Here is a 26,946-nt window from a genome sequence, read left to right on the forward strand (position 1 = left end):
CCTTGCAATTTCGTTCCGATGTCGTAAGGGGCGCTCGCGTTTTCGGGTCGCAGCCATGGTTTTCCAGGGAGAATCCGAATGCGACCGAAGATAATGAAGATGTTGGGTGCCGGCACGGCGCTGGCTGGCCTGCTTGCCGCAGGCCTGGTTGTCGCCCAGACCAGCGAGACCGCGCCCGAGGCGCGCTATGTGATGGATATCGGCACCACCGCCGGGATGATGGGCCAGGGCGACAGCCGCGAGATGGTGCTGCGCCTCGGCTCGCGCCTGCCCGCCACTGGCGGCGCGCCCAAGGCCGATCACTTCCTGCCCGAGGGCATGCGCATGGGCGCTTCCGTGCCGCTCGTCACGCCGGAGCCGAACAAGCCGGCCAAGGAAGAGTATAAGTTCGAGCGGCCCAAGGGCCGCATGCTGATCTACTGGGGCTGCGGCGCGCATGTCGGCCCGGGCCAGCCGGTGATCATCGATTTCGCCAAGGTCGCCAAGGGCCAGATGCCGCCCGACCTGTTCGCCGCCGGCATTCCGGCCGAGCTCGGCCCTCGCCCCGGCAACAGCCGCACCTATGGCGATTGGCCGAACGGCAAGGGCAATGCCCAGGTGCGCGGCAATTCCTCGCTGATCGGCCAGCATCGGATCGCGGGCAATTACAGCCCCGAGATCAGTTTCGCGCTGAACCAGGACTTCATGAGCGCCCCGCGCGTGAAGGCCGGCCAGGCGGCCGATGGATCGATCCCGCTCAACTGGGGCCAGGTGCCTTTGGCGACCGGCTATTATGCCTGGGCGATGGGCACCGGCGATCGCAAGGACGGCGACATGGTGTGGTGGGCTTCGTCCGCCACGCGCCAGTTCGGCGGCGACCTGTGGAGCTGGCTGTCGCCGGCGACGGTCAACCGGCTGATCGGCCAGAAGGTGGTGATGCCGGCAACACAGACGAGCTGCACCATCCCCACCGAGGTGAAGGCCGCTGCCGGCGAAATGATGATGGGCTTCCTCTATGCCTATGGTCCGGAAGCGAACTTCGCGTTCCCGGAACGGCCCAAGGATCCCAAGATCGCCTGGCGCCCGAAATGGACCGCCAAGGCGCGCTATCGCTCGATGGCCAATTTCATGACCGGCATGCCCGACATGGGCGACGCAATGCGCGGTCAGATGCCTGCAAACCAGGACGGCCAGCCCGAGCAGCCGAAGCCCAAGCCCTGCAAGCCCAAGCTGGGTGGCCTGCTCAAGCGCGCCGCCGGCCTGGGCGGCGGCTGCTGAACGCTTTTACGGTTCCCTAGGGAGCGGGGGCGGCAGCGTATCGCCGTCCCCGCCAAGCCGCTGCGACAAATAGCGTGCGGCTAAGGAGAATCCCGTAAATCTTTACGGGTTGTTTGTCATGTTGGGCGTAGGCCGTCCCCATGCCGGGGGTGCGCCTTTTCCACCTTGTTCTCCTGTGCGGTGTGTTTGCCCTTCTGCTGAGCATCGCGCCGCCCGCTCACGCGCAGCCACCCTCGACCGGCGACCTGCAAGTCTGTTTGCTGCGCGATACCGGGGGGATGAACCCGGCCGAACTCGTCCGCCATCCCGAACGCTTCGATTGCACCACCAAGCAGTACAAGCTTGGTCCAGGCGATTACTGGGCGCTATCCCAGCCGATCAACGCCGTCTCCACCCCCGAACGGCCGCTGGTGATCAACTTCGCCAGCCTTTGGCAGCAGCGGCTCTCGGCGCGGCTCTTCTACGCGGACGGCCATGTTCATCGCTACCGGACCGATGCCCGCGGCATCACCCCGCTGATCCAGCTCGGTGCGCTTGCCGCCCTGCCGGTTCCACCCTCGAAGGCGCCCCTGGCTCGCGTGCTCTGGCATGTCGAGGGCGCGGCCAATGTCCGTGGCGTGCTGCTCGGTGCCGAACTCAGCGACACGCAGCGGATCGCCACGACCAACCTCGCCATGGCCGCGCTCTACACCGGGTTCGCCGGGATGTGCCTGGCGCTGATCGTCTACAACTTCGCGCTGTGGTGCGCGATGCGCTACCGCTTCCAGCTCCATTATTGCGCGCTGCTTACGGTGCTCGTCGGCTATGGCCTGTCGTCCTCGGGCGCGATGGCCTGGTTCTGGCCGGACATGGTCAACAACGACCGGCTGCGCTTCAATTATCTGTTCCTGGGACTGGCCGGCGGCGCCGCGGCACTGTTCACCCTCAGCTTCTTCGAGATGAAGATCCGCTCGCGCCGGCTCGACATCTATACCCGCGTGGTCGCCACCGCGGTGCCGCTGTCGGGCATCGTCGTATTCCTGTTCGGCGCGATCGACCTGCGCCTGGCCGACATGTTCTACACGCTGACCATCCTCGGCCTGATTTCGATCGTGGTGCCCACGCTCTGGTACGCCTGGATGCAGCGGTCGCATTTCCTGTGGCTGTTCGCCCTTGCCTGGAGCGCGCCGGTCGTGCTCGCGATGATGCGGGTCCTCGCCAATCTCCATGTGCTGCCCTGGAGCTTCTGGCTCGACAATTCGACGATCGTCTCGATGATGTTCGAAGCGCTCGTCTCGGCGCTGGCCGTCGCCTATCGCATCAAGTTCCTGCGCGACGAGCGCGACGAGGCGATCACCCGCGAAGTGCTCGCCCGCCGCCTCGCCGATACCGATCCGCTCACCGGCCTGCTCAACCGCCGCGCCTTCCTCGACCAGGCACTGGGCCGCCCGGGCGAGCAGCAGCTGCTGATCGTCGACATCGATCACTTCAAGCGCGTCAACGAGACGCTCGGCCATGACGGGGGCGACGAGGTGCTGCGCCTGTTCGCCCGCACGCTGCGCTCCGCCACGCCGGCGGATTCGCTGGTCGCCCGGCTGGGCGGCGAGGAATTCGCGCTGCTTTCGCACAGCAGCACCCCGATCGAGCCCGAGCAGCTGCTCAACAAGCTCCGCCAGACCCGCATGCCCTTCGACCTCAAGGTCACCGCCAGCATCGGCGCCTGCACCGGCCCGCTCGCCGACGACAAGAACTGGAAGGCGCTCTATCGCTGCGCCGACATCGCCCTGTTCGAGGCCAAGTCGGCCGGCCGGGACCGCGCCAGAGCTCGCCGCGAAGCGGCCTGATCCGGGCACCGCGAAGCCGCCTGATTCGCTTGCCCGGATGCGGCTTCGGGCGTATGCGGGTAACCATGTCGGGACGAGCCAGAAAGATCGCTTTCGGGGCGCTAGCTGCGCTTGCACTGCTCGCCGTCGCTTCCCCCAATCGCCGCGCCGACATCGCCCTCCACATGCACCGCGTGGACGATCTCGCGCCGCAGCGGATCGAAGCCGTCGTCGATATCGGGATCTTCGCGATTTCCGTGCTCGTTACGTGGAGCAAGCGGCTTACGACTTGACCCCCACAAAGGCTTGCTTACACCAGTGTCAATGACTGACCCCGAACAGATCTGGCGTACCGCGTATCGTCACCCGGGTGCATGGGACACCCAGTTCCCGCCCCAATCCATGGTCGAGCTGTTCGAGGCGAGCGCCCGCGCCCACCCGCAGGCGCCCCTGCTCGATTTCATGGGCCGGCACTACAGCTATGGCGAGACGCTCGACGGCGTGAATCGCGTCGCCTGCGGGCTCAAGGCTCTGGGCTATGGCCCGGGCGACCGCATCGGGCTCTTCCTGCCCAACGTCCCGCATTACGTCGCCGCCTATTACGGCATCCTCAAGCTCGGCGCGACGGTGGTGAACTTCTCGCCGCTCTACACGGTCGAGGAACTGAGCCACCAGGTCGCCGATTCGGGCACGAGGCTGCTCTTCACCATCTCCGCCTCGGCGCTGCTGCCGACCGCGCTCAAGGTGCTCGAGCAGAGCGCGCTCGAGCGGCTGGTGGTCGGATCGGTCGCCGGCGCGCTGCCCCCGGCCAAGTCCTTCTTCTACCGGCTGTTCAAGAGCTCGGAAGTCACCGAGCGGCCGCATGACGAGCGGATCATCGCCTTCTCGAAGCTGATCGCCAATGACGGCGCCTGCGACGCGCCCAGCATCGACCCCGAGAAGGACGTCGCGCTGATCCAGTATACCGGCGGCACCACCGGCACGCCCAAGGGCGCGGTGCTCACCCACCAGAACCTGTCGGCCAATGCCCGCCAGGTCGCCCGGCTCGATCCGGAAATGGCCACCGCCAAGGACAGGATCCTCGGCGTCCTCCCCTTCTTCCATGTCTTCGCCAATACCTGCGTGCTCAACCGCACCGTGGTCACCGGCGGCGAGATCGTGATGCTGCCGCGCTTCAACGCCAAGCAGGCGCTGGCCGAGCTGCGCCGCACCCGCCCGCGCTCGCTGCCCGGCGTCCCGACCATGTACCAGGCGCTGCTCGATGCCCCCGGCATGAAGCCCGACGACTTCAAGTCGCTGCGCTTCTGCATCTCGGGCGGCGCGCCCCTGCCCGCCCAGCTCAAGGAAGAATGGGAGCGCGTCACCGGCGCCCGGGTGATCGAGGGCTATGGCCTGTCGGAGAGCTCGGGCGTGGTCTCGACCAATCCCTATACCGAGCTCAACAAGCCCGGCACGATCGGCCAGCCGATCCAGGGCACCCGCGTCCGCCTGGTCGACAAGGAAGACCCGACGCGTCCCCCGCCCGAGGGCGAGCCCGGCGAGATCGTCGTCCATGGCCCGCAGATCATGCAGGGTTACTGGAACCGCCCCGAGGCCGATGCCGAGGTGTTCGTCAGCGTCGATGGCGAGCCGCACTGGCTGCGCACCGGCGATGTCGGGCTGATCGACGAGGACGGCTATATCCAGATCGTCGACCGGCTGAAGGACATGATCGCGGTCGGCGGCTTCAAGGTGTTCCCGAGCCAGATCGAGGCGGTGCTGTACCAGAACCCGGCCGTTAAGGAGGCGCTCGTGATCGGCCTGCCCGATCCGTACCATGGCGAGATGCCGCACGCCTATGTGACGCTGGACGAGGACGCCACGCCGATCACCGGCGCCGCGCTGGCCCAGTGGGTCAACGCCCGTGTCGGCAAGCATGAGCGCGTCGCCGAGGTGGTGGTGCGCGAGAGCCTGCCCAAGACGATGGTCGGCAAGCTCAGCCGCAAGGACCTGCTGAACGAGGTTCGGGCGGAGACGACCTAGAGCGACCTCAATCCCCCGCCACCACATTCTTGCCGAACATCACCGCCTTCAGGTTCATGAACTCGTGTAGCCCCCAGGGGCCAAGCTCGCGGCCATGGCCCGACAGCTTCACCCCGCCGAACGGCGCCTCGGGCGTCGAGGCGAGCAGCGCGTTCACCGCGGTCATGCCGGCCTGGATATCGCGGGCGAAGCGCTCGATCTCGTCCTCGTCCTGCGTCCACACCGAGGAGCCGAGACCGTACGGCACGTCGTTGGCCAGTGCGATCGCCGCATCGATGTCGGCAACCTTGTAGACCGCCGCCACGGGTCCGAAGACTTCCTCCTTCGCCACGTCGCTCTCGGGGTCCATGTCGGTCAGCACGCCGGCGGTCATCCAGGCGCCCTCGCGCTCGATCTTCTCGCCCCCGAAGCGCAGCGTCGCGCCCTCCGCCACCGCCCGCTCGACCTGCTCCAGCACCGTGTCGCGCTGCGCCACGCTGGAGAGCGGCCCCATCGCCGTTTCCTTCTCCATGGGATCGCCGATCTTCAGCGCCTTCATCCCTGCCTCGAACTTCTCCAGGAACGCGTCATAGACATCGGCATGGACGATCATCCGCTTGGCGCAGATGCAGCTCTGCCCGGCATTCTGGGTGCGCGCGGTCACCGCCGTCTTCGCCGCCAGGTCGAGATCGGCCGAGGGCATCACGATCAGCGGATCGGAACCACCCAGCTCGAGCACCACCTTCTTGAGCGCTCGCCCGGCAGCCTGCGCCACCTGCATGCCCGCGCCTTCGCTGCCGGTCAGCGTCACCGCCACCACCCGCTTGTCGGCGATGATCGCGGCCACCTTGTCGGACTTTACGGCCAGGTTCTGGAACAGCCCGTCCGGCGCCCCGGCCGCCCCCATCATCTGCTGGATCAGCGCCGCGCAGCCCTGCACGTTCGAGGCATGCTTCAGCAGCCCGACATTGCCCGCCATGATCGTCGGCGCGAGGAAGCGGATCACCTGCCAATAAGGGAAGTTCCACGGCATCACCGCCAGCACCGGCCCCATCGGCAGCCAGCGCGCCACGGCGTGGCCGCCGCCGGCGGTCTGCACCGTTGTCGGCTCCAGATAGCCCGGCCCCGCCTTGGCATAGTGGCGGAAGCCGCTGATGCACTTCTCCACCTCGGCAATCGCACTCGCCAGCGTCTTGCCCATCTCGCGGGTCGCGGTTTCGGCCAGATGCTGCTTGTTGGCTTCCCAGGCATCCGCGATCTTGCCCAGCAATTCGGTCCGCTGTTCCAGCGACGAATCGCGCCACGACCGGAACCCCGCCTCGGCCCGGGCCAGCGCCGTCTCGATCCCGTCGGCATCCAGCTCCGGATAGGTTTCGATCGTCGCTCCGGTGGCGGGATTGATGCTGGTGAACATGGGCAAGTCTCCTTCAGCCGAGGTAACGCGGAGCTAGGGTGGAGGATGCCCGGTTGCAATCATACCGAGGCAGGTTGCCATCCAGCCCCGGCCCGGCGCATAGCGGGCGCATGGCAGAAGAAGCGGACGTAACTGCGCTCTCGTTCGAGGAAGCGCTGAAGGAACTGGAGCGCATCGTCGCTCGGCTGGAGAGTGGCGAGGCCCAGCTCCAGGAAGCGATCGACCTGTATGAGCGCGGCGATCGGCTACGCCGGCAGTGCGCCGCGCGGCTCGATGCCGCCCAGGCGCGGATCGAGGCGATCCGCACCGATGCGGAAGGCCGCGCTGCCGCCACCGCCCCGTTCAACGCCGGCTGACCCGGCCCATGGCGCACGCCTCCCTCGCGCTCCAGGCGGCGCTCAAGCAGGTCTCGGCGGAGATGGACCGCCAGTTCGACCTGCTGCTCGCCGTGCCCGGCGATCCGCGCAAGGGACTATATGAGGCGATGCGCCACGCCGCGATCGGCGGCGGCAAGCGGCTGCGCCCGCTGCTCGTCTCGGCCACGGCCCAGTTGTTCGGCGTCGACCGGACCTGCATCGCCCGCACCGCGCTCGCGCTCGAATGCATCCATGTCTATTCGCTGATCCACGACGATCTGCCGGCGATGGACGATGACGATATGCGCCGCGGCAAGCCGACGGTGCACAAGGCGTTCGACGAGGCCACGGCGATCCTCGCCGGCGACTGCCTCCACGCGCTCGCCTTCGAAGTGATCGCCGACGAGAAGACCCATCCCGATCCGTTCGTGCGCATCGAGCTGTCGGGCACGCTCGCGGTCGCCGCCGGCCCGGCGGGCATGGCGGGCGGCCAGATGATGGACCTGGAAGCCGAGAAATCGAGCTTCGACCTCGCCACCGTCACGCGGCTCCAGGCGATGAAGACCGGCGCGCTGATCAGCTGCGCGGTGGAAAGCGGCGCGATCCTCGGCCGCGTACCGATCGAGGGCCGCACGGGCCTGCGCGGCTATGCCCGGGACGTCGGTCTCGCCTTCCAGATCGCCGACGACATCCTCGATGCCGAGGGCGACGAGGCTTTGGTCGGCAAGAAGCTCCAAAAGGATGGCGAGGCGGGCAAGGAAACCTTCCTCTCCCTCCTCGGGCTGGAACGCGCCCGGGAGCAGGCCCGCATGCTCGTCGACCAGGCGATCGAGCATCTCAAGCCCTATGGCACCGAAGCCGACCTGCTGCGCGACATCGCACGGTACACGCTCGAACGGGATCGCTAGTCCCTTTCCTTGATTCCCCTCCCTGCAAGGGAGAGGAGAAGATGCTCCTTGCAATGTAGGATTTCGCCTGCTTGCCTCCCGCAGTCGGGCTACCACCCGGCCGCCCTTTGACCCGGCAGGAAAATAGGATCACGCCCAAGCAACAATGTTGCGAGACGCACCGCGTTACCGAGAAAACAGGGAAAATAGCGCGCCGAAAACCCGCTCTTGGCCTGTACTTTGTGTACTTTCGCGAGTCGCAGCCACCGCGCTGTAGGACGCGGCTCACCCGATACTGGCTACCCGGAACACCGTGGGGTTCCCGCCCTCACGCACCACCATGCCGCTCGCGATGTGGGACTTGCCCTCGCTCAGCCCGTTCAACGCAGCACTTCCCTCGGCCACCGGCAGCATCACCCCGTGGAACCCGGCCGGCCGCGCATACCATTGGCCGCCGATGTTCAGCAGCGTCGCCTGGGTCTCCTCCGCGATCGGCGGCTCGGCACGCGGCAAGGCGCGCAGGTCGTTCGCCGGCGGCGCGACCTTGCGCGTCTCCTCATAGGCAATGAACCCGCCCCCGCTGCGCACCCGCTTCGGCGCGTCGAACAGCTGGTCGATCCGCTCGGCCTGCAGGTTCTCGATATAGATGATCGTGTTGTTGTCGCCCTTCACATAGAGCTTGGCGTGCGAGGCCTGCTTGCGCACGATCGGCCCGGCAAGCGACGTCAGGAAGGTCCGCACCGATGCCGAGACCTGGGCGACCTGCCCGCCGCTCGCGTTCATCACCGTCTCCAGCGCCACTGCCACGGTCTGCAGGAAGCCGCCGAACAGCGCGCGCTGGTCGTACAGGTCAAGCATGGTCTTGCCGAGGTCGAACCAGGCGTGGAGGCTGGCGATCTCCACCCGGATCATCTCCAGGCCATGGCGATTCTGCCCGCTCCGCGTCTCTTGGGCGAAGGCATTGGCCAGCCGCTCGATCGCCGTGCCCGAGGTCCGCGCATCGGCTGCGTCGTAATAGCCGATCTCGAGCACCAGCACCGCATTGTCACGCACATCGTCGATCATCGCTGCAGGCTGGCCGAAAGCCCGGCATGCCGCAAGCGCGCAGCCGGTCTTGACTTGGCTTCGCACCCGCAGCACGTCCGGGGGCGATCCTGCGACGAGGTACAGCATGACCACCCGCACCGGCGTCTATCCCGGCACCTTCGATCCCATCACGCTTGGCCATATGGACATTATCCGCCGCGGCGCGAAGCTGGTCGACCGGCTCGTCATCGGCGTCACCACCAACCCTTCCAAGAACCCGATGTTCAGCGTCGAGGAGCGGATGGAGATGGTGAAGCGCGAGGTCGAGGGGATCGCCGGCGAGATCCATGTCGTCAGCTTCGATTCGCTGCTGATGGATTTCGCCGAGCGCGAGGGCGCCAGCATGATCGTCCGCGGCCTGCGCGCCGTCGCCGATTTCGAATATGAATATCAGATGGCGGGCATGAACCAGCAGTTGAACGACCGGATCGAGACGGTCTTCCTGATGGCCGATGTCTCGCTCCAGCCGATCGCCAGCCGGCTGGTCAAGGAGATCGCCCTCTATGGCGGCGACATCCGCAAGTTCGTCTCACCGGCGGTTAATGACGAGATGGTTACCCGGATCGCGACGATCGGTCGCAAAGGGAGTGGTTGAGCCCGCGCGATTGGGCTAGAGCGGCCAGTCGAGAGTGGGTTTGGAGTGGGGAAGTTAATGCGTTTCGTTGCCGCGCTGGCCGCTTCGGCCTTGATGATGTTTGCCACCCCTGCCCTCGCCCAGGGCGGCGGCAAGGCCCCCAAGCCGGTCGCTGAGCCGCTCAAGGGCGTGGGCGCCGGGGATGTGAACAGCATCTATCCCGCCGCCGTCCCCGCCGATCCGGCCGAGACCTGGGTGCTCGACCTGTCGACCGGCGGCCGCGTGCTGATCCGCCTGCGTCCCGATGCCGCGCCCAAGATGGTCGAGCGCATCAAGACGCTTACCCGCCGCCATTTCTATGACGGCCTGAACTTCCACCGCGTCGTCGATGCGCCCTATTTCATGGCGCAGGGCGGCGATCCCAAGGGCGACGGCACCGGCGATTCGGACCTGCCCAACGTGCCGGCCGAGTTCAACAACCTGCCGCACGTCCGCGGCACCGTCGCCGCCGCCCGCCGCGGCGCGCCGGAGAATGCCACGCCCGAGCAGAAGACCGACGCGGAGAACAGCGCGAACAGCCAGTTCTACATCATGATGGCGCCGAAGCTCGCCTTCGACCACGACTATACCGTGTTCGGCCGCGTCACCGCCGGCATGGAGTGGGTCGACAAGATCGAGCGCGGCGAGCCGCCGGCGAACCCGACCAAGATCGTCCACGCCTATATCCTTTCCGACAACCCGCCGCCTTATGCGAACCTGGCAGCCGACGCCCCCAAGGCGCTGCCGCCGGGCGAGGTGAAGGCGACGCTGCCGCAATAATCCGGTGAACGTCGACCTTTTCGATTTCGAGCTGCCGAACGACCGTATCGCGCTGCGCCCCGCGGCCCCGCGCGATACGGCGCGTTTGCTCGTGCTCGACGGCCCCGAGGCCATGCGCGACCTCCATGTCCGCGACCTGCCGAACCAGCTGCGCGCCGGCGATTGCCTGGTGTTCAACGACACCCGCGTGATCCCCGCCCAGCTGGAAGGCGTGCGCGGAGAGGCGAAGATCGGCGCCACCCTCCACAAGCGCGAGGGACCGCGCCGCTGGCGCGCCTTCATCCGCAACGCCAAGCGGCTGCGCGACGGCGACACGGTCGATTTCGGCAATGGCGTCCTCGCCACCGCCGGCGACCGTGCCGAGGATGGCAGCTTCGCGCTCGATTTCCACGGCGACGAGCCGGTCGAGTTGCTACTCGAGCGCTGCGGCCGCATGCCGCTGCCGCCCTATATCGCCTCCAAGCGCCCGACCGATGCCCAAGACGCCGACGATTACCAGACGATGTTCGCCAACGAGCCGGGCGCCGTCGCCGCCCCCACCGCGGCGCTGCACTTCACGCCGGATCTGCTCGCCGCGCTCGACGCCGCCGGGGTTGGCCACACCACGCTGACCCTCCATGTCGGCGCCGGCACCTTCCTGCCGGTCAAGGCCGAGGACACCGCGGACCACAAGATGCACGCCGAATGGGGCCGCATCGACCAGGCCACGGCAGACCATCTCAACGCCGTCCGCGCCAAGGGCGGCCGGGTGATCGCGGTCGGCACCACCAGCCTGCGCCTGATCGAGAGCGCCGCCGGCGACGACAAGATCATCCGCCCGTTCGAAGGCGACACGGCGATCTTCATTACCCCCGGCTACCACTTCAAGGGCATCGACGGCCTGGTGACCAACTTCCACCTGCCGCGCTCGACGCTGTTCATGCTGGTGTCGTCACTGATGGGACTGGAGCGGATGCAAGCGGCGTATGCGCATGCCATCGCCGACCATTATCGCTTCTACAGCTACGGGGACGCCTCGCTGCTGTTGCCTTGAGGCGCCCCGTGCCGTGCCGCGTCAGAAGCGCTGGCCGAACTTGATCCCGAAATATTGCGGCTTGGTCGGATAGAGCCGCGCATAGGGTGCGCACAGGCTCGGTGCGCAGGTGATGTTCTTGCTCAGGATGCCCCGCTCGTCGAAGGCGTTCTGGATGAACGCCTCGATCGAGAAGTTGGCAAAGCGGTAGCCGGCCGAGAAGTCCACCGTGGTGAACTGGTCGGTGTTGCCGAGCGCCGCATTGCCATCCGGCGTCAGGTACGAGGTCGTGCCGCTCTGATGGTTCAGATTGCCCTGCAGGAAGGCTTTATCCGCGCCGAGCAGGAATTCGTAGCGTGCACCGAGGTTGAACTTGACCTTGGGTGTGACCGGCAATCGCGTGCCCTTGGGCGCGAATACCTGGCCGCCATTGGCCGGATCGCAGCCATTGACCTGGTCGCAGAAGGGCTGGGTCAGCTTCGCATCGACATAGGTGCCCGAGCCGGTGAAGGTCAGCCCGCGCATCGGCGACCAGCTGATATCGGCCTCGAAGCCGCGCGAGCGCGCCTTGCCGGCATTCACCGTATAGAAGATGCCGAGCACGCCCGGCAGGCTGTACTGCACGTCCTTCCATTCTTCCCAGAACAGCGCGGCGTTGAAGGTCAGGTGACGATCGAACCAGCTCGTCTTCCAGCCGATCTCGTAGTTGGTCAGCGTGTCCGCCTTGTAGGCCGGGATGCTCTGGATCTGGCCGAGCGCGAAGGCGTCGCGGTTGTTGCCGCCCGGACGGAAGCCGGTCGAGTAGGTGGCGTAGAGCAGCTTGTCCGGGCTCGGCTTCCAGGTGAGCGTCGCCTTGTGCGTCTCGCCGCGCTCGACATATTTCTTGTCGATGTTCGGGCATTCCTGGACCGTGCTCCCGGTACAGCCGAACAGCGTGACCTGGCGATCGAACGCGCCATAGCCGCCCGAAAAGCCGTTCAGCGTGTTGTTGGCGATGAAGCCGCGGATGCCGGCGAGCAGCGTCAGGTTCGGCAGGATGTCGAACTCCGCCTCGCCGAACGCGGCATAGTCGCGGTCGACGCGGTGGATGGTGGTGAAATAGACATCGTCCGGGCCACCGCCCGGCACCGGCGGGCTGAACGGGTTCACCGCGGTGCTGACCCCCGGCAGGATATATTCGGCGATGCGATCGTCGATCTGGTGCTGCGCGAACAGGCCGGCGGTCAGGCGGAAGCGGTTCTTCGCCGGCGAGCTGATCCGCAGCTCGTTCGCCCATTTCTTGTAGCGGTCATAGCCACGCACCGCCTGGCTCGGATCGATGTCCTGCCCCGATGCCGTCTTGTAGTAATTGTAATCGGCATAGGTGTCGTAGGCGACGCTGAAATAGGAATAGTCCGAGGTGTTGTCGACGACGCGGTGGAACCAGGAGCCGGTATAGGTCAGGTCCCAGTTGCTGATCTGCCCCTTGATCGTCAGCGAAGCGAGATACCATTCGTCGCGATTGTGGCTCTCGATGAAGTCGTGGTTCTTGAGATCGCCGACGCGCGGATCGAACAGGAACTGGCCGCCCGCTTCCTGGTGCTGGTAGATGATCCCCGGCGTCACCGTCCAGCTGTCGGAAAGGTCGATGCCGAGCGCGGCGCGGCCGCCATAGGTCTCGACGTCGTTGTAATCGTCCTTGACCAGGTCGTTGTTGTTGATGGTCAGCGGTGCGTCGACGACATTGCCCAGGCCATCGGTGTGCGGGCGGTTATAGGTGCGCGTGCCCGGCGTGTTGTCGATATAGCCGCCTTCATGCTCGAAGAAGCCCGAGGCGCGGAAGGCGATCGTCTCGCTGATCGGGATGTTGATGAAGCCTTCGACCTGGCCGCCGAAATCCCCCTTGCCGAACTTGGAGATCTGCACGTCATAGCCCGCCTCGAACCCGGAAGTGCTCGGCTTATTGGTGATGATGCGCAGCGTGCCCGACAGCGAGCTCGCGCCGTATAGCGTGCCCTGCGGCCCCGCCAGCGCCTCGACGCGGGCCAGGTCATAGGCGTGGAGATCGACCGAGCCATAGATGGTCGTCACCGGCACGTCGTCGATATAGAGGCCGGCGCCCGGCAGCGGCCCCGAAGCGAGACCGTCGCCACCCGTCGCGATGCCGCGGAAATAGAGCTGCGAGGCACCCGGTCCGAACGACTGGTAGCTGACGCTCGGCAGCAGCTTCACATAATCGTCGAAGCTGGAGACGTGGTTCTCCTCAAGCTTGGCCGGGCTCAAGGCAGTGATGCTGATCGGAACGTCCTGCAGACTGGCTTCGCGCTTGGTGGCGGTAACGACGATCTCGTTGGGATCGCGATAGCCCGTCGCGTCCTGTTTCTCCGGCGTTTCCGCCGGCGTGGACGGCACTTGCTGCGCTGCAGCAACGCCGCTGAACCCTGTGAGCATAGTGCTTGCGAAAAGGAACTGCGCAACCCGCGTCATACGCATAACGGCCTCCCCTTAGCTAAGAGAAGAGAGGCTGTTATTACAAACTTGTGAAGTCAAGCAGGTGCTGAACTATGCGAATTAAGTTCGCGCTGCATTGCAAAAATGTCACGGTCGCGGAACGTCCGGATAGGCCGTGAGAACGGGCCCGAGCGCGACCTCGATCGGGCCGAGCCAGGGCGCGAAATGCTGCCATTGCTCCATCCCCTCGCGGAAGATCGGGCGACGAACCTGCTCCGAGGAAGCGGTGCGCACCGCACGCTCGGTCTTGTGGAAGTCCAGGCAGCCAGGCTCGAAGTCCAGCCCGGTGGCGGCGAGCAGCGCACGCACCTGCGCCTCGGTATCCTCGACCATGCGCTCATAGATCACCCGGTGGACTCGCCCCGGCAGCGCCGCGTCGACCCCGGCCATGGCGCGGACATAGTCGGCATAATAGCGGCCGATCTCGGTCAGGTCGTAGGAGAAGGCCTGGCCGTGCGCGAAATGCTGCTTGAACAGCGAGAAGCCGCAGCTCAGCGGATGGCGGCGCGCGTCGACGATCGTCGCATTGGGCAGGATCAGCTGGATCAGCCCGGCATAGAGCCAGTTGTTCGGCATCTTGTCGACGAAGCGCGGGGTGCCCGCCTTGCGCTGTACCCGGGTGCGATCGAGATATTCCTGGCCCCAGGCGGCGGCGGTCTCCGCGTCGAGCTCGGCGAGCCCGCCCGGCCCCAGCCGGCCCGCGAGCATGGCGATGTCGGGCAGCTCCATCGTGCCTTCCACCTGGCTGTGGCTGGCGAGGATCTGCTCGACCAGGGTCGATCCGGCGCGCGGCAGTGATACGACGAAGATCGGATCCTCGGCCTGGCACCCCCAGCCGGCGCGCGCGGCAAAGAACGCCGCATCCTGCGTCGCCAGCTGGCGATCGACCAGCGCGCTGGTCTCGTCCGCATCATAGTGGATCATCGCCCGGCGCAGACGATTGCCTTCGGCATAGTGCGCGAAGCTCTCGGCATAATCGCCGGCATCCTCCTCGGCCTTGCCCAGCGCGAAATGGAGGTGGAAGCGGTCGTCATGGCTGATCGCATCGTCGGCCAGCGCACCGCGCATCGCATCGGCATCCTCGGGCGTGAAGCGCCAGGTCTTGAGGTTGGCGAGGCTCCACCAGCTGCCGCCCAGCCCGGGCTCCAGCTCGATGCTGCGGCGATAGGCCTCGACGCTCTCGGCCTGCTCGCCCACCGTCTTCAGCGCATGGCCCAGGCTCATCCACACCTTGGCCTGGCGCGGATGCTCGGCAAGGATCGTGCGGTACAGCTCCACCGCCAGGTCATAGTCGCCGCTGCGGCCAAGGATCGCCGCCTTGAGGATGTCGTTGCTGGGATCCTCCGGCGCCTCGGCGATCAGCGAGTCGATCTCGGCCAGCGCGTCCTCGGGCCGGCCATGCCGGTGGAGGACCAGCGCGAGATTGTGCCGTGCCGCGGCGAAACCGGGCGCCAGCTCGAGCGCGCGGCGCAGCAACGTCTCGGCATCGCGCCAGCGCCCGAGCCGCCCGGCCAGCTCGGCCATCATCCGGATCGCCGCAACATCGGTCGGCTGGGCATGGAGCCGGCCGCGCAAACGCATCTCGGCGCGGTCGAGCGCGCCTTGCGCCAGCGCCGCCGCCGCGTCGATCAGCTCGGGATCGGATACCGATAGCGAGACCGCGCGAAGATGCGCCGCGCCGCCCGCGCCGGAATCCCCCGCCGCATGCCAGAGATTGCCGATCGCCCGCCACGCGCCGGGCTGGGGCGGATCAAGCGCTTCGGCCTGGCGCAGCGCGCGGGCGGCGGCATCGCGCTCTCCCGCTTCGATCGCCGCCTTCGCCGCATCCAGCCGCGCCCGCACTTCGCTCACACGCTTCCCCCGCCGAACCTGCACCGCGATCATGCGACGCACGGGCGTGGTCCGCAACGCCCCACCTTCGCCACGGATTGCGCCTTGGGTGGCAAGCGCGGTAGCGGTCCTCGTTATCGCGATTCGGAAGGGTTCCCATGCGTTTGTTGTTTGCGCTCGCGGCGTTGATCGCGACTCCCGCCTTTGCGCAGGCCGCCCATGCCCAGGATCGCGTCGGCATCCCGATGCCGCCGGCGAATACTGCCAACCCGATCGGAACCAGCACGCGCGAGCAGCCCGCCTTCACTGTGATCGCCGAGCCCGTGGCGATGATGATCGCCGCCTTCGACGCGGACGGTGACGGCAAGGTCACCCGCGCCGAATTCGATGCCGGCCTGAAACGCAGCTTCGATGCGATCGACACCCGCCACCAGGGCTGGCTCGGCTATATCGCCTATTCGGACTGGCAGGAGCGCTGGATGGGCGATCGCAACACCGTGCCCAGCCCCTTCGAAGTCGATCGCGACGGCGACAACAAGATCACCTTCGCCGAGATCGCCGAGCGCTTCGACCTGCTCTTCACTCGCTTCGATGCCGACAAGAACGGCGTGCTGGAGCGCAAGGAACTCGTCACCATTCGCCCGCAGATGCCGCCTCCCGGCGCAGGACGTGGAAAGAAGGGCCGCGGCCCGAACTGATGTCCTAGCATCACATGCAGCGACCCAGCTAAAGCGAGTCCATGGCCGCGCACGATCACAACCACAACCACAACGGACATGCACATCACGGCCATGGGCACAGCCATGCGCCCGCGGATTTCGGCCGTGCCTTCGCCATCGGCACCGCGCTGAACCTCGCCTTCGTGCTGGTCGAGGGCGCGGCGGGCTTCCTGACCCATTCGATGGCGCTGCTGGCCGATGCCGGGCACAATCTGTCCGACGTGCTTGGCCTGCTGATCGCCTGGGGCGGCGCCGAGCTGGCCAAGCGCCCCGCCTCGCCGCGCTTCACCTATGGCCTGCGCGGCTCGTCGATCCTGGCGGCGCTCGCCAATGCGGTGCTGCTGTTCGTCGCGGTCGGCGCAATCCTGCTCGAGACGATCCAGCGCCTGTCCGAGCCGCGCGACGTGCCGGGCATGACGGTGATGCTCGTCGCCGGCGCCGGCATCGTCGTCAACCTGGCGACCGCCCTGCTCTTCGCCAGCGGCCGCAAGGGCGACGTAAACATCCGCGGTGCCTATCTCCACATGGCGGCGGATGCCGCGGTCTCGGCCGGCGTGGTGATCGCCGGCGCGCTGATCCTGTTCACCGGCGCCGACTGGATCGACCCCGCGATCAGCCTGGTCATCGTGGGCGTGATCCTGTGGAGCAGCTGGGGGCTGTTCACCGAATCGCTGACCATGGCGCTGCAGGCCGTTCCCAAGGGCATCGATTCCGCCGCGGTCGAAGCCGCACTCGCCTCGATGCCCGGCGTGACGCGCGTCCATGATCTCCACATCTGGCCGATGAGCACCACCGAGGCCGCGCTCACCGCACATCTCGTCATGCCGGACGGCCATCCCGGCGATGCTTTCCTGATCGCGCTGCAACATCGGCTGGCGCACGACTTCAGGATCGATCATACGACCGTGCAGATCGAATTGGGGGACGGGGCGGAATGTCGGATGCATGGGAGTGGACACGCGCATGAGTGACGCGTCGCCCATTCGGCTGGTCATCTTCGATTTCGACGGCACGCTTTCCGACAGCGGCGACTGGTTCCTGTCGGTCGTCGACGAGCTGGCGCGCAAGTTCCGATTCCGCACGGTCGAGTCCCATGAAGTCGACATGCTGCGCAACAAGAGCTCGCGCGACGTGATCGAGTTCCTCGGCATCTCGAAGTGGAAGCTGCCGCTGATCGCGCGCCATGTGCGCCGTCTGGTCGGCCGCAACGCGCATCAGATCGAGCTGTTTCCGGGAACGCCCGACCTGCTCGAGCAGATCGCCGCCACCGGCGTGAAGATCGCGCTGGTCACGTCGAACGCGGAGGCCAATGCCCGCAAGATCCTTGGCCCGGTCCATGCCGCCCGGATCGATTTCTTCGCATGCGGCTCCTCGCTGTTCGGCAAGGCACCCAAGTTCCGCCGCGTGCTCAGGAAGATGGGCGTGAAGCCGCACGAGGTGCTGGCGATCGGCGACGAGACCCGCGACGTCGATGCCGCCCGCGAAGTCGGCATGCGCGCCGGATCGGTGCTGTGGGGCTATGCCGCCGAGGAGCTGCTCGCCGCGATGGAGCCCGACGTGATGTTCCGCACCCCGCAGGACATCATCGACTATGTGTCCGCCAGCCGCTGAGGCCCGTTTCGGTTGAACGCATTCCCCCGACCTGTAAGGTACGGACATGGAACGTTTGCGTTGGACCTGGATCTGGCTTCCCCCCTTCGCGGGTGCGCTGAGCCTCGTTTTCGGCAGCTCCTTCACGCTCCCGCCGCTGCTGCTCGGCATCGTGCTGATCGCCACCGTGCTGGCCGCCGTCCATCATGCCGAGCTGATCGCGCACAAGATGGGCGAGCCGTTCGGCACCTTCCTGCTCGCCCTCGCCGTCACGGTGATCGAGGTCGGGCTGATCCTCACCCTGATGCTCCAGGGCAAGGCCGGCGCCGAGACGCTGGCGCGCGACACCGTCTTCTCCGCGGTGATGATCATCCTCAACGGCCTGCTCGGCGCGTTCATCCTGTTCGGGGCGTTGCGCCATCATGAGCAGAGCTTCCAGCAGGTCGGCGTCAGTGCCTCGCTGGCGACGCTCTGCACGCTCACCGTGCTGACCCTCGTCCTGCCCAATTTCGCCGCGTCGGAGCATGGCCCCTATTACGCGCCCTCGCAGCTCGCCTTTGTCGCGATCGTGTCGCTGCTGCTCTATCTCACCTTCGTGATGGTGCAGACCGTGCGCCACCGCGGCTATTTCCTGCCGCCCGGCGGGGAGACCGAAGACCCCGAGGCGCATGCCCCGCCGCCGAGCGGCAGGCAGACCGCGCTGTCGGGCGTCCTGCTCGTCGCCTGCCTGGTCGAAGTCGTGCTGCTCGCCAAGGCGCTGGCGCCCGCGATCGAGGAAGGCGTCGCCTCGGCCGGAGCGCCGCATGCCGTGGTCGGTGTGGTGATCGCCGCGCTCGTGCTGCTCCCGGAGAGCGTCGCCGCGGTGCGCGCCGCGATGGCCAACCGGCTGCAGACCAGCCTCAACCTCGCACTCGGCTCCGCGCTGGCGACGATCGGCCTCACCATCCCGGCGGTGGCGATGCTGTCGCTGGTCCAGGACCTGCCCCTGGCGCTCGGCCTCGATTCCAAGGGCATCGTGCTGCTGTCGCTGACGCTGCTCGTGACCACCCAGTCGCTCGCCACTGCCCGCACCACGGTGCTGCAGGGCGTGGTGCACCTCGTCATCTTCGGGGTGTTCGTCTTTACCACCCTGGTCCCCTAGGCGCGCAAAAGGGACGCTTACGTTTTGCATCGTCACCCCGGCCTTGAGCCGGGGTCCCGCTTCTTCTTCGGTGGCGCAGCGCCGGTTCGTTGCACCGATATAGTTGACTCAATCAACTATATCGGTGCAGGTTGCCCATATGGATCAGGCCATCGAACAATTCCGCGCCTTCAACCGCGCTCATACCCGCTTCGCCGCAGTGCTCTCGCCGCATTATATGGACAGCGAGATGGGCGTGGCCGAAGCGCGCCTCCTCTACGAGATCGCCGCGCGCCAGCCGGTGCTCGCCAGCGCATTGCAGCAGGTCCTCGACCTCGACGCGGGCTATGTCAGCCGCGCGGTCAAGCGGTTCGAGGATCGCGGCTGGATCGCGCGCGAACGCGGCGAGGAAGATGCCCGCCAGCGCCCGATCGTCCTGCTACCCGCCGGCCGCGCCGCCTTTGACGCACTCGACGAGACCACCCGCGCGCATAGCCACCGCCAGCTTGAGTCGCTGGGTCCTGGAGGCGGCGCCATGCTCGGTCATCATCTCGCCGCGGCGCGTGCGCTGATCGAAGGTGGAGCGGGCACCTGGGAGATCCGTACGCTGCGCCCGGGCGACATGGGCGCGATCGCAAGCCGACAGGCGATCCTCTATGCCGAAAATTACGGCTGGGAGCGTCCGATGGAACTGCTGCTCAACGACGTGACCACCAGCTTCCTGCGCGATTTCCAGCCGGGCCGCGAGCAATGCTGGGTCGCCGAACGCGGCGGCGAGATGCTCGGATCGGTGATGCTCGCCGATGGCGGCGACGGCGTCGCCAAGCTCCGCCTGCTCTATGTCGAGAGCCATGCCCGCGGCCTCGGCATCGGCGAAGCGCTGGTCCGTAGCTGCATCGAGTTCGCGCGCGCGGCAGGCTACCAGCGGCTCGAGCTATGGACCCACACCATCCTCACCAGCGCCCGGCGCATCTATGCCGCGCATGGCTTCGAGCTGGTCAGCAGCGAAGTCCACACCCGGTTCGGCGAACCGCTGATGGGCGAGACCTGGTCGCTCGACCTCAGCCCAGATGCACCGCCAGCCACAGCGTAGGCCGACCCTCGGCCGTCCAGGTCACCCAATGGCGTTGCCCCGCGGCGATCAGCACGTGATCGCCCGGGCGTAGCGCGATCGCCTCTCCCTCCTCGATCCGCAGCCCGGCCGCACCTTCGAGCAGCAGCACCCATTCGTCCCAGTCCTGCACCAGCGGCGCATCCTCGGGCGTCGCCTGCCCCTGCGAGACGATCCGCTCGATGCGGACGCCGGGACGGCGCAGCAGCTCGGTAAAGACTTCGTCGGCACTGGCATCGGGCAGGTCGGCGAGGAGGTTGCTGGTCATGCCCCAGCGTTGCGCTCCTCCGCCAAAGGGGGCAAGGCCCCGCATATGTCCCGTTTCGAATTCACCATCCACGCCACCGACGGCAAGGCGCGCCTCGGCACCATCGCCATGCAGCGTGGCGATATCCGCACGCCCGCCTTCATGCCGGTCGGCACCGCCGCCACCGTCAAGGCGATGAAGCCGCAGGACGTCCGCGCCGCGGGTGCCGACATCATCCTCGGCAACACCTATCACCTGATGCTGCGCCCCGGTGCAGAGCGCGTCGCCCGGCTCGGCGGCCTGCACAAGTTCATGCACTGGGATCGCCCGATCCTCACCGATTCGGGCGGCTATCAGGTGATGAGCCTGTCCGACCTGACCACCCGCAGCGAGGAAGGCGTCGCCTTCAAGTCGCACCTCGACGGCACCCGCCACATGCTCTCGCCGGAGCGCTCGATCGAGATCCAGCGCCTGCTCGGCAGCTCGATCACCATGGCGTTCGACGAGCTCGTCCCCACCACCTCGACCCGCGAAGTCCAGGCCGCCGCGATGGAGCGTTCGATGCGCTGGGCCAAGCGCAGCCGCGACGCCTTCTTCGCCGCCGAGGAGCATGCCGAGCACAACGCGATCTTCGGCATCCAGCAGGGCGCGCTCGACGAGGGCCTGCGCAAATACTCGGCCGACGCGCTGCTCGATGTCGGGTTCGACGGCTATGCCGTGGGCGGCCTCGCGGTCGGCGAAGGCCAGGAGGCGATGTTCGGCGTGCTCGACTATGCGCCCGGCCAGCTCGACGCGAGCAAGCCGCGCTACCTGATGGGCGTCGGCAAGCCCGACGACATTGTCGGCGCGGTCGAGCGCGGCATCGACATGTTCGATTGCGTGCTGCCCACCCGCAGCGGCCGCACCGGCCAGGCCTTCACCCGCACCGGCCCGATCAACATCCGCAACGCCAAGTTCGCCGAGGACCAGGGCCCGCTCGATCCAGCCTGCCCCTGCCCGGTCTGCGGCACCTGGAGCCGTGCCTATCTCCACCATCTCGTCCGCGCTGGCGAGATCCTCGGTGCGATGCTGATGACCGAGCACAATATCTGGTTCTACCAAGTGCTGATGCAGGACCTGCGCGAGGCCATTGGCGAAGGCCGGCTCACCGAGTTCGCCAACGGTTTCCGCGCTTCCTATTACAGCACCAAGGGCTAGGCTGGCCGTAGGAGGTTCGAGATGGCCGAACATTGCTGCTCCGCCAAGGGCAAGGAACTCGAGCGGCTCGCGGTTCAGGCCGAGCAGCGCCGGGTGCTGACCATCGTGCTGGCGATCAACGCAGCGATGTTCTTCCTGGAGTTCGGCGCCGGCGTGATCGCCGGATCGGCGGCGCTCATGGCCGACGCGGTCGACATGCTCGGCGATGCGCTGGTCTATGGACTCAGCCTCTATGCGCTGGCCCGCAGCGATCGCTGGAAGGGTGGCGCAGCGCTGGCGAAGGGGGTGTTCATCCTCGCCTTCGGGATCGGCATCCTGATCGACATCGCGGTCAAGCTGCGGAGCGGTATCCCGCCCTCATCAACATTGATGCTCGGCTTCGGCACGCTGGCGCTGGTGGCGAACCTGCTCTGCCTGCGCCTGTTGTGGCGCTTCCGCGATCACGACGTGAATATGGCCAGCACCTTCGAATGCTCGCGCAACGACGTGGTGTCGAACATCGGCGTGCTGGTGGCGGCCGGCGGCGTGGTGCTGTTCGCCTCGCCTTGGCCGGATATCCTGGTGGGCGCTGCCATCGCTGCCCTGTTCCTGCGATCGGCATTCGGCGTGATCCGCAGCGCGATGCCGGTGCTGCGCGCCACACATAGTTAAAATTACCTTTACCATCAAGTGTTTCGCCATAGGACATGGGAAAATCCGGGGGCGCGGGAGAGCCTGAAACCGGCTATAGCCGCGCACGGGCAAGGGGCCCGTACGGGGTTGGGCACGCGTGTTCTGGCGGCGTTTCTCGAAGATGCAGGCGCGGGGGATCGCAGCGGCGATCGTCGCCTCGCTGATCGGCGCCGGCTTCTCCGCCCAGGCGCTCGCCCCCGACACCAGGCCCAAGGCGGATCCCAAGCCCGTGGCCGTCGGCTATGAGGCCGAGGATCATTTCCCCGGTGCCGCCTTCTACTATGCCGTCGATGACGATGCCGCGGTGAGTGCGGGCACAACCGGCACCACCGCGCTGCCCGACATGCCGATCCCCGCCGATGCGCTCGACGCACCGGTCGACGGATCGATCCAGCCCGCCCTGCCCTTCCACCTCGCCGGCAGCGGCGTGGACAAGGCGCGTGCGCTTCAGTGCCTGACCACCGCGATCTATTATGAAGCGGCCAACGAGCCGAGCGACGGGCAGCGCGCGGTAGCGCAGGTGATCCTCAACCGGGTGCGCCATCCCGCCTTCCCCGCCACCGTATGCGGCGTGGTGTTCCAGGGATCGGAGAAGCGCGGCTGCCAGTTCAGCTTCGCCTGTGACGGCGCCATGGCCCGTGCGCCGATGCGCTCGGCCTGGGACCGCGCCGCCAGGGTCGCCGCCGCCGCACTCTCGGGCCAGGTGTTCGGCGCGGTGGGCGAGGCGACGCACTATCACACCTATGCCGTCACCCCGTCCTGGAACCGCAGCCTGGTGATGACCGGGGTGTTCGGCGCACATTTCTTCCATCGCTGGAAGGGCTGGTGGGGCACCGCCGCCGCCTTCCGCCAGGCCTATCGGGGCGGCGAGCCCCTGCCCCAGCCGCATGCCCGGATCGACCTGGCCGATGCGATCGCACCGGTCGTACCGGTGCCTGCAATGGCAGCGGCACTGCCGGCCAAGCCGTCGGCTCCGATCGCCACCCCGCGCGAGAATATCCAGCCGGCCTATGCCCAGAGCGGCACGCCGATCGGCGGCTATATGCCCAAGGCAGCGCCGAGCGCATCGCCGATGGACCAGGGCGAGTCGCAGATCCTCGATAAGTGGAAGGACAGCGGCAAGCCGCTGCGCTGAGTGGGGCGGAGTACACCGCAACCCATCGCTGTCATGCTGAACTTTGGCTCCTGATGGCCTCGGCTCGGAATATCGATAGCGGCAAGCCCAAACGGCAACGGGCCCCGCCTTGCGGCGGAGCCCGTCCTGTCGGATTCCCCCCAGGGGGTCGAAAAGGGGAACCCGCTAGCCTTTACCAGCGACGGCCGGGGCCGCGATGGTCGTTGCGATCGTGCTTCTCGATCCGGATGCGCGCCGAGAGCGCATCGAAGCGGCGATCCAGGTCACGGCGCTCGGCCAGCGTCAGGCCGGGGCGCGAGCGGCGATACTGGGCCTCGAGCCGGTTCAGGCTGGCGAACTCGGAGCGGAGGCGGGCAGCCTCGCTGCGGCTCAGCGCGCCCGAACGCACGCCCTGGTTGATACGGGCCTCGAGGTTCGCCTGGCGGCCATTGATCGACTGCCATGCCTGGAAGGCTGGCGCCGGATGCGGTGCGGCCATCGCGGCGGTCATCGGAACAGCCGAAACGGCGATGCCAAGGCCGGCGAGCATCAGGGTGAACTTCTTCATGTCTACGCTCCTCTTCAAAAACCGGGCCGTCCCTGCGGCCTGAAAGCTTTATGGGGACCGCCTGTCGCATGCCTGTCCCGATCCCCGCGCTTTTGTGTCGCAAGCTGTCGCGCGGCCGTGGGTTCCGTTCAGGTTCGGGGAAGCGAGTCCCTCTCACGGCGACCCGAGCGTCGGCGGAATCGATTGACGCGCCCGGCGCTTGCCCTAGATTCCTCGCAAGTATCTCGGGGGATTGGGATGTCGCTTTCGATTGCCGAACTGACGCTGGTCGAACAGCGCGTCACCAACGACGCGCCCAGCATCGCGGTCGCCTATCTCTTCTGGCTGTTCCTGTGGTTCGTCAGTGCCCACCGCTTCTACCTGGGCCGACCGGTGTCGGCGATCCTCCAGATCCTGTCCTATTTCGTGGTGATCGGCTTTGTCTGGTTGCTGATCGACCTGTTCCTGATTCCCGGCATGATCCGCGAGAAGAAGGATGAGATTCGCCACGAGATGATGCGCCGGCTGGCTACGGCCTGACGCCCGCGCGGCGTTGACGCGGCCGATATCTGCGATACTGTGCAGGCTTCCTGAGGGGGAAGCCACTAGATGCCGTATCGCCATGCCCATTGGTATCTGCTTGCGATCTTTCCGCTGGCGGCGCTGGCCTTCTGGCCCGGCTATCTCTCGACGATCGGCACCGCGCCGCTGCAGATGCATGCACATGGCATCACCGCTACGCTGTGGCTGGCGCTGCTCGTCGCACAGAGCTGGCTGATCCATTCGGGCCACAATGCACTGCACCGCACGCTGGGCGCGGCCAGCCTGGCGCTGTTCCCGCTGTTCCTGGCCGGCGGATCGATGATCTTCCTCGGCATGGCGCAGCGCTTCGCCGATCCGCCCTCGCCCTTCTACACCCTGTACGCACCCGGCCTGGCCTGGATCGACATGATCTCGGTCGCCGCCTTTGCCTGGTGCTATTATTCGGCACTGCGCATCCGGCGGACGGTGCAGCTCCATGCACGCTACATGCTGGCGACGGTGATCTTCCTGCTGCCGCCGATCCTCGGCCGCCTGGCCCCGATCCTGCCGCCGCTGTCGATCAACGGCCCCACCGACTTCTGGAAGCTGGGCATCGGCTTCCAGCTCGGCAATGCAGTCACCGCAGCGATCGCCTTCAGCCTGGCGCTCGGCAGCGGACGGCACGGCCATCCCTTCTTCGTCGCGGGGGCTGCCACCGTGCTCGGCGGCGTGCTCTTCCAGTTCGTCGGCCCGATGACGGCGTGGCGGCACCTGCTGGTGGAGTTTGCCCTGCTGCCGCCCCTGCCGCTTGCGCTGGCGGCGGGGATTGCGGGGGTTGGCATTGCCGCCGCCGGCTGGATCGCCGGGCGCGCGCCACACCTGCCGGAGGTTGCGGCCGCCTAGGCGGCGATCAGCCGCTCGGCCTGGGCGCGCGCCTCGTCGGTGATCTCGGCACCCGACAACATCCGCGCGATCTCTTCGCGGCGCTCCCCGGCGCCCAGCGGCGTCACTCCGGTGCGGGTGACCGTCCCGTCATGGCTCTTGGCGATCAGGAGATGCTGCGCACCCCGCGCCGCCACCTGCGGGCTATGCGTCACCACCAGCACCTGCGCGGTATCGGCCAGCCGCGCCAGCCGCTCGCCGATCGCACTCGCCACCGCTCCGCCGACACCGCGATCGATCTCGTCGAAGATCAAAGTCCGCGCCCCGCCTTCCTCGGCCAGTGCCACCTTCATCGCCAGGATGAAGCGCGACAGCTCGCCGCCCGAGGCGATCTTGACCAGCGGCGCGAACGGCGCGCCGGGATTGGTCGAGACTTCGAACTCGACCCGGTCCATGCCGAAGCTCGACCAGTTCGCCTCGTCCTGCGGCTCGACCATGGTGCGGAAGCGTGCCGCGTCGAGCTTCAGCGGCTTGAGTTCGGTCATCACCGCCACATCGAGCCGCGCCGCGGCCAGGGTGCGGTTGGCGGAAAGCCTCTTGGCGGCATCGGCATAGGCAGCGTGCGTCTCGCGCACCGCCGCTTCCAGCTTCGCGATCCCCGCTCCACCGCTCTGCACGCGGTCCAGTCGCCCGGCCAGCTCCTCGAGCAGCGCCGGCAGCTCATCCGGCTGTACCCGGTGCTTGCGCGCCTGCCCGCGCAGTTCGAACAGCCGTGCTTCGTCCGCTTCCAGCGCCGCGGGATCATAGGCGAGCGCCTCGGCGGCGACATCGACCCGGTCCTGCGCCTCGGCCGCCTCGGTAATCGCGCGGTCGATCGCGGCGAGCGCCTCGGCCAGCGCATCATGGTCCCCGGCGATCCGCTCGAGCACGCGCGCCGCCTGCCGCAGCTGGCTGAGCCCGCCTTCGGAGCCGTCAAGCAGCTCGGCAATGCCCTGCAGCTCGCTGGCGATCTTCTCGCCGCGCTGCATCGAGGCGCGCCGTTCGGCGAGCATTTCCTCCTCGCCCGCCTCGGGCGCCAGCGCGCGCAGCTCGCCCACGGCATGTTCGAGCCACTCGCGGTCACGCTCGGCGACATCCTGCTCGGCCCGCGCCACCGCCAGCGCCGCCTCGGCATCGCGCCACGCTTTGTGCGCGATCGCCACCGGCCCAACCTCGCAGCGCCCGAACGCATCGAGCAGCGCCCGATGCCCGCGCGGGTTCAGCATGCCGCGATCGTCATGCTGGCCGTGGATCTCGACCAGATGCGGCGCCAGCTCGCGCAACAGCCCCGCCGAAGCTGGCTGGTCGTTGAGGAAGGCGCGGCTGCCGCCATCCGCCTTGACGATGCGCCGCACGATAAGCGGCTCGCCCGGCTCCAGCTCCAGTCCGTTCTGGTGGAAGATATTGGCGACTTCGCCGTCCCGCACCGGCGGCTCGAAGCTGGCGGTCACCACTGCCTGCGCAGCGCCGTTCCGCACCAGCCCGGTCTCGCCGCGTGCGCCGAGCGCCAGGCCCAGCGCGTCGAGCAGGATCGACTTGCCCGCCCCGGTCTCGCCGGTGAGCACGCCAAGGCCGGCGCCGAACTCCAGGTCCAGTGCCTCGATCAGGACGACGTCGCGAATAGCCAGCGCAGTAAGCATGCGCCCGCTCCTATCGCA

General features: G+C 67.2%; 26 protein-coding genes. 19 read left to right on the top strand and 7 right to left on the bottom strand.

All coding sequences use genetic code 11. From position 1 onward, the window contains the following. Nucleotides 1–78 precede the first annotated feature (78 nt). The 4 genes from HNP52_RS20675 to HNP52_RS20690 all read left to right on the top strand — a co-directional run bounded on the left by HNP52_RS20675 (nucleotide 79) and on the right by HNP52_RS20690 (nucleotide 5,081). On the top strand, nucleotides 79–1,257 hold the full coding sequence (locus HNP52_RS20675) for a hypothetical protein (RefSeq protein WP_260396288.1): 1,179 nt from the start codon (nucleotides 79–81) through the stop codon (nucleotides 1,255–1,257). 278 nt (nucleotides 1,258–1,535) lie between these two features. Continuing rightward, entirely contained in the window at nucleotides 1,536–3,080 is a 1,545-nt protein-coding gene (locus HNP52_RS20680) for a diguanylate cyclase (RefSeq protein ID WP_260396289.1), read from the top strand. 65 nt (nucleotides 3,081–3,145) lie between these two features. Next, entirely contained in the window at nucleotides 3,146–3,352 is a 207-nt protein-coding gene (locus HNP52_RS20685) for a hypothetical protein (RefSeq protein WP_184170095.1), read from the top strand. A 31-nt stretch (nucleotides 3,353–3,383) separates the two neighbouring features. Further along, a complete protein-coding gene (locus HNP52_RS20690; RefSeq protein WP_184170098.1) occupies nucleotides 3,384–5,081 on the top strand; it encodes a long-chain fatty acid--CoA ligase in 1,698 nt (565 codons plus the stop codon). Between the two features lie 7 nt (nucleotides 5,082–5,088). Here HNP52_RS20690 and HNP52_RS20695 read toward each other — a convergent pair whose 3' ends face one another. Next, nucleotides 5,089–6,474 carry an NAD-dependent succinate-semialdehyde dehydrogenase gene (locus tag HNP52_RS20695; RefSeq protein WP_184170101.1) on the bottom strand — a complete coding sequence of 462 codons (1,386 nt, stop codon included), beginning with the start codon at nucleotides 6,472–6,474 and terminating at the stop codon, nucleotides 5,089–5,091. A gap of 110 nt (nucleotides 6,475–6,584) precedes the next feature. On the opposite strand from HNP52_RS20695, the gene HNP52_RS20700 reads away from it, so the two are divergent. Together HNP52_RS20700 and HNP52_RS20705 are read left to right on the top strand one after the other, a co-directional pair. Further along, complete coding sequence (locus HNP52_RS20700) at nucleotides 6,585–6,830, top strand: exodeoxyribonuclease VII small subunit (protein ID WP_184170104.1); 246 nt, start codon at nucleotides 6,585–6,587, stop codon at nucleotides 6,828–6,830. An 8-nt stretch (nucleotides 6,831–6,838) separates the two neighbouring features. Beyond that, a complete protein-coding gene (locus HNP52_RS20705) occupies nucleotides 6,839–7,738 on the top strand; it encodes a polyprenyl synthetase family protein (RefSeq protein ID WP_184170108.1) in 900 nt (299 codons plus the stop codon). Between the two features lie 264 nt (nucleotides 7,739–8,002). Here the strand turns inward: HNP52_RS20705 and HNP52_RS20710 are convergent, their stop codons facing one another. After that, the gene (locus HNP52_RS20710; protein WP_184170112.1) at nucleotides 8,003–8,782 is read right to left on the bottom strand and encodes a hypothetical protein; all 780 of its coding nucleotides are present in this window, start codon (nucleotides 8,780–8,782) and stop codon (nucleotides 8,003–8,005) included. Nucleotides 8,783–8,888: 106 nt separating this feature from the next. Between HNP52_RS20710 and coaD the strand changes: the two genes are divergently transcribed. Genes coaD through queA form a run of 3 tightly spaced genes read left to right on the top strand, consistent with a single transcriptional unit; the run spans nucleotide 8,889 to nucleotide 11,229 of the window. Beyond that, the gene (coaD, locus tag HNP52_RS20715) at nucleotides 8,889–9,398 is read left to right on the top strand and encodes a pantetheine-phosphate adenylyltransferase (protein ID WP_184170115.1); all 510 of its coding nucleotides are present in this window, start codon (nucleotides 8,889–8,891) and stop codon (nucleotides 9,396–9,398) included. A gap of 57 nt (nucleotides 9,399–9,455) precedes the next feature. Further along, nucleotides 9,456–10,196 carry a peptidylprolyl isomerase gene (locus tag HNP52_RS20720; protein ID WP_184170118.1) on the top strand — a complete coding sequence of 247 codons (741 nt, stop codon included), beginning with the start codon at nucleotides 9,456–9,458 and terminating at the stop codon, nucleotides 10,194–10,196. 4 nt (nucleotides 10,197–10,200) lie between these two features. After that, nucleotides 10,201–11,229, top strand: coding sequence for a tRNA preQ1(34) S-adenosylmethionine ribosyltransferase-isomerase QueA (gene queA / locus HNP52_RS20725; protein ID WP_184170120.1), 1,029 nt, complete (start codon nucleotides 10,201–10,203; stop codon nucleotides 11,227–11,229). 21 nt (nucleotides 11,230–11,250) lie between these two features. Here queA and HNP52_RS20730 read toward each other — a convergent pair whose 3' ends face one another. Then, nucleotides 11,251–13,638 carry a TonB-dependent receptor gene (locus tag HNP52_RS20730; protein WP_184170123.1) on the bottom strand — a complete coding sequence of 796 codons (2,388 nt, stop codon included), beginning with the start codon at nucleotides 13,636–13,638 and terminating at the stop codon, nucleotides 11,251–11,253. Between the two features lie 147 nt (nucleotides 13,639–13,785). Then, nucleotides 13,786–15,582 (bottom strand): sulfotransferase family protein, encoded by a 1,797-nt coding sequence (locus HNP52_RS20735; RefSeq protein WP_184170720.1) that lies wholly within the window; start codon nucleotides 15,580–15,582, stop codon nucleotides 13,786–13,788. Nucleotides 15,583–15,686: 104 nt separating this feature from the next. On the opposite strand from HNP52_RS20735, the gene HNP52_RS20740 reads away from it, so the two are divergent. The 5 genes from HNP52_RS20740 to HNP52_RS20760 all read left to right on the top strand — a co-directional run bounded on the left by HNP52_RS20740 (nucleotide 15,687) and on the right by HNP52_RS20760 (nucleotide 20,050). After that, nucleotides 15,687–16,226 (top strand): EF-hand domain-containing protein, encoded by a 540-nt coding sequence (locus HNP52_RS20740; RefSeq protein WP_184170125.1) that lies wholly within the window; start codon nucleotides 15,687–15,689, stop codon nucleotides 16,224–16,226. A gap of 41 nt (nucleotides 16,227–16,267) precedes the next feature. Next, nucleotides 16,268–17,218: a cation diffusion facilitator family transporter gene (locus tag HNP52_RS20745; RefSeq protein ID WP_184170128.1), complete on the top strand. Its 951-nt coding sequence runs from the start codon at nucleotides 16,268–16,270 to the stop codon at nucleotides 17,216–17,218. Further along, complete coding sequence (locus HNP52_RS20750) at nucleotides 17,211–17,858, top strand: HAD hydrolase-like protein (protein ID WP_184170131.1); 648 nt, start codon at nucleotides 17,211–17,213, stop codon at nucleotides 17,856–17,858. The genes HNP52_RS20745 and HNP52_RS20750 overlap by 8 nt, the downstream gene beginning before the upstream one ends. A 46-nt stretch (nucleotides 17,859–17,904) precedes the next feature. Next, entirely contained in the window at nucleotides 17,905–18,978 is a 1,074-nt protein-coding gene (locus tag HNP52_RS20755; protein ID WP_184170134.1) for a calcium:proton antiporter, read from the top strand. Nucleotides 18,979–19,117: 139 nt separating this feature from the next. Then, nucleotides 19,118–20,050, top strand: a complete 933-nt coding sequence (locus HNP52_RS20760) for a helix-turn-helix domain-containing GNAT family N-acetyltransferase (RefSeq protein WP_184170137.1) — start codon at nucleotides 19,118–19,120, stop codon at nucleotides 20,048–20,050. On the opposite strand, the gene HNP52_RS20765 is transcribed toward HNP52_RS20760, so the two are convergent. Continuing rightward, the gene (locus tag HNP52_RS20765) at nucleotides 20,019–20,336 is read right to left on the bottom strand and encodes a cupin domain-containing protein (RefSeq protein WP_260396291.1); all 318 of its coding nucleotides are present in this window, start codon (nucleotides 20,334–20,336) and stop codon (nucleotides 20,019–20,021) included. The genes HNP52_RS20760 and HNP52_RS20765 overlap by 32 nt on opposite strands. 45 nt (nucleotides 20,337–20,381) lie before the next feature. Between HNP52_RS20765 and tgt the strand changes: the two genes are divergently transcribed. The 3 genes from tgt (at nucleotide 20,382) to HNP52_RS20780 (ending at nucleotide 23,319) form a co-directional block, all read left to right on the top strand. Further along, a complete protein-coding gene (gene tgt, locus HNP52_RS20770; RefSeq protein ID WP_184170143.1) occupies nucleotides 20,382–21,512 on the top strand; it encodes a tRNA guanosine(34) transglycosylase Tgt in 1,131 nt (376 codons plus the stop codon). Nucleotides 21,513–21,533: 21 nt separating this feature from the next. Then, complete coding sequence (locus HNP52_RS20775) at nucleotides 21,534–22,163, top strand: cation transporter (RefSeq protein WP_184170147.1); 630 nt, start codon at nucleotides 21,534–21,536, stop codon at nucleotides 22,161–22,163. Between the two features lie 118 nt (nucleotides 22,164–22,281). Continuing rightward, a complete protein-coding gene (locus HNP52_RS20780) occupies nucleotides 22,282–23,319 on the top strand; it encodes a cell wall hydrolase (RefSeq protein ID WP_311768523.1) in 1,038 nt (345 codons plus the stop codon). A gap of 172 nt (nucleotides 23,320–23,491) precedes the next feature. On the opposite strand, the gene HNP52_RS20785 is transcribed toward HNP52_RS20780, so the two are convergent. Next, nucleotides 23,492–23,866 (bottom strand): hypothetical protein, encoded by a 375-nt coding sequence (locus tag HNP52_RS20785; RefSeq protein WP_184170150.1) that lies wholly within the window; start codon nucleotides 23,864–23,866, stop codon nucleotides 23,492–23,494. A 237-nt stretch (nucleotides 23,867–24,103) separates the two neighbouring features. Here HNP52_RS20785 and HNP52_RS20790 point away from each other — a divergent pair, with 237 nt between their 5' ends. Continuing rightward, on the top strand, nucleotides 24,104–24,385 hold the full coding sequence (locus HNP52_RS20790) for a TM2 domain-containing protein (protein ID WP_184170153.1): 282 nt from the start codon (nucleotides 24,104–24,106) through the stop codon (nucleotides 24,383–24,385). A 69-nt stretch (nucleotides 24,386–24,454) separates the two neighbouring features. After that, nucleotides 24,455–25,270, top strand: coding sequence for a hypothetical protein (locus HNP52_RS20795; RefSeq protein ID WP_184170156.1), 816 nt, complete (start codon nucleotides 24,455–24,457; stop codon nucleotides 25,268–25,270). Here the strand turns inward: HNP52_RS20795 and recN are convergent. Next, nucleotides 25,267–26,928: a DNA repair protein RecN gene (recN, locus tag HNP52_RS20800; protein ID WP_184170159.1), complete on the bottom strand. Its 1,662-nt coding sequence runs from the start codon at nucleotides 26,926–26,928 to the stop codon at nucleotides 25,267–25,269. The genes HNP52_RS20795 and recN overlap by 4 nt on opposite strands. Nucleotides 26,929–26,946: the final 18 nt, after the last annotated feature.

The organism is Sphingomonas kyeonggiensis, from assembly GCF_014204495.1.
Classification (GTDB): Bacteria; Pseudomonadota; Alphaproteobacteria; order Sphingomonadales; family Sphingomonadaceae; genus Sphingomonas; species Sphingomonas kyeonggiensis_A.

Bases quoted from the DNA above. Each gene is read 5' to 3' on its own strand.
- HNP52_RS20700 (WP_184170104.1), top strand. From the start codon at position 6,585: ATGGCAGAAGAAGCGGACGTAACTGCGCTCTCGTTCGAGGAAGCGCTG.
- HNP52_RS20710 (WP_184170112.1), bottom strand. From the start codon at position 8,782: ATGATCGACGATGTGCGTGACAATGCGGTGCTGGTGCTCGAGATCGGC.
- HNP52_RS20775 (WP_184170147.1), top strand. From the start codon at position 21,534: ATGGCCGAACATTGCTGCTCCGCCAAGGGCAAGGAACTCGAGCGGCTC.
- HNP52_RS20705 (WP_184170108.1), top strand. From the start codon at position 6,839: ATGGCGCACGCCTCCCTCGCGCTCCAGGCGGCGCTCAAGCAGGTCTCG.
- HNP52_RS20745 (WP_184170128.1), top strand. From the start codon at position 16,268: ATGGCCGCGCACGATCACAACCACAACCACAACGGACATGCACATCAC.
- HNP52_RS20795 (WP_184170156.1), top strand. From the start codon at position 24,455: ATGCCGTATCGCCATGCCCATTGGTATCTGCTTGCGATCTTTCCGCTG.
- HNP52_RS20690 (WP_184170098.1), top strand. From the start codon at position 3,384: ATGACTGACCCCGAACAGATCTGGCGTACCGCGTATCGTCACCCGGGT.
- HNP52_RS20680 (WP_260396289.1), top strand. From the start codon at position 1,536: ATGAACCCGGCCGAACTCGTCCGCCATCCCGAACGCTTCGATTGCACC.
- HNP52_RS20790 (WP_184170153.1), top strand. From the start codon at position 24,104: ATGTCGCTTTCGATTGCCGAACTGACGCTGGTCGAACAGCGCGTCACC.
- recN (WP_184170159.1), bottom strand. From the start codon at position 26,928: ATGCTTACTGCGCTGGCTATTCGCGACGTCGTCCTGATCGAGGCACTG.
- HNP52_RS20685 (WP_184170095.1), top strand. From the start codon at position 3,146: ATGTCGGGACGAGCCAGAAAGATCGCTTTCGGGGCGCTAGCTGCGCTT.
- HNP52_RS20760 (WP_184170137.1), top strand. From the start codon at position 19,118: ATGGATCAGGCCATCGAACAATTCCGCGCCTTCAACCGCGCTCATACC.
- HNP52_RS20675 (WP_260396288.1), top strand. From the start codon at position 79: ATGCGACCGAAGATAATGAAGATGTTGGGTGCCGGCACGGCGCTGGCT.
- HNP52_RS20750 (WP_184170131.1), top strand. From the start codon at position 17,211: ATGAGTGACGCGTCGCCCATTCGGCTGGTCATCTTCGATTTCGACGGC.
- HNP52_RS20740 (WP_184170125.1), top strand. From the start codon at position 15,687: ATGCGTTTGTTGTTTGCGCTCGCGGCGTTGATCGCGACTCCCGCCTTT.
- HNP52_RS20765 (WP_260396291.1), bottom strand. From the start codon at position 20,336: ATGACCAGCAACCTCCTCGCCGACCTGCCCGATGCCAGTGCCGACGAA.
- coaD (WP_184170115.1), top strand. From the start codon at position 8,889: ATGACCACCCGCACCGGCGTCTATCCCGGCACCTTCGATCCCATCACG.
- tgt (WP_184170143.1), top strand. From the start codon at position 20,382: ATGTCCCGTTTCGAATTCACCATCCACGCCACCGACGGCAAGGCGCGC.
- HNP52_RS20785 (WP_184170150.1), bottom strand. From the start codon at position 23,866: ATGAAGAAGTTCACCCTGATGCTCGCCGGCCTTGGCATCGCCGTTTCG.
- HNP52_RS20720 (WP_184170118.1), top strand. From the start codon at position 9,456: ATGCGTTTCGTTGCCGCGCTGGCCGCTTCGGCCTTGATGATGTTTGCC.
- HNP52_RS20735 (WP_184170720.1), bottom strand. From the start codon at position 15,582: ATGATCGCGGTGCAGGTTCGGCGGGGGAAGCGTGTGAGCGAAGTGCGG.
- HNP52_RS20755 (WP_184170134.1), top strand. From the start codon at position 17,905: ATGGAACGTTTGCGTTGGACCTGGATCTGGCTTCCCCCCTTCGCGGGT.
- HNP52_RS20695 (WP_184170101.1), bottom strand. From the start codon at position 6,474: ATGTTCACCAGCATCAATCCCGCCACCGGAGCGACGATCGAAACCTAT.
- HNP52_RS20730 (WP_184170123.1), bottom strand. From the start codon at position 13,638: ATGCTCACAGGGTTCAGCGGCGTTGCTGCAGCGCAGCAAGTGCCGTCC.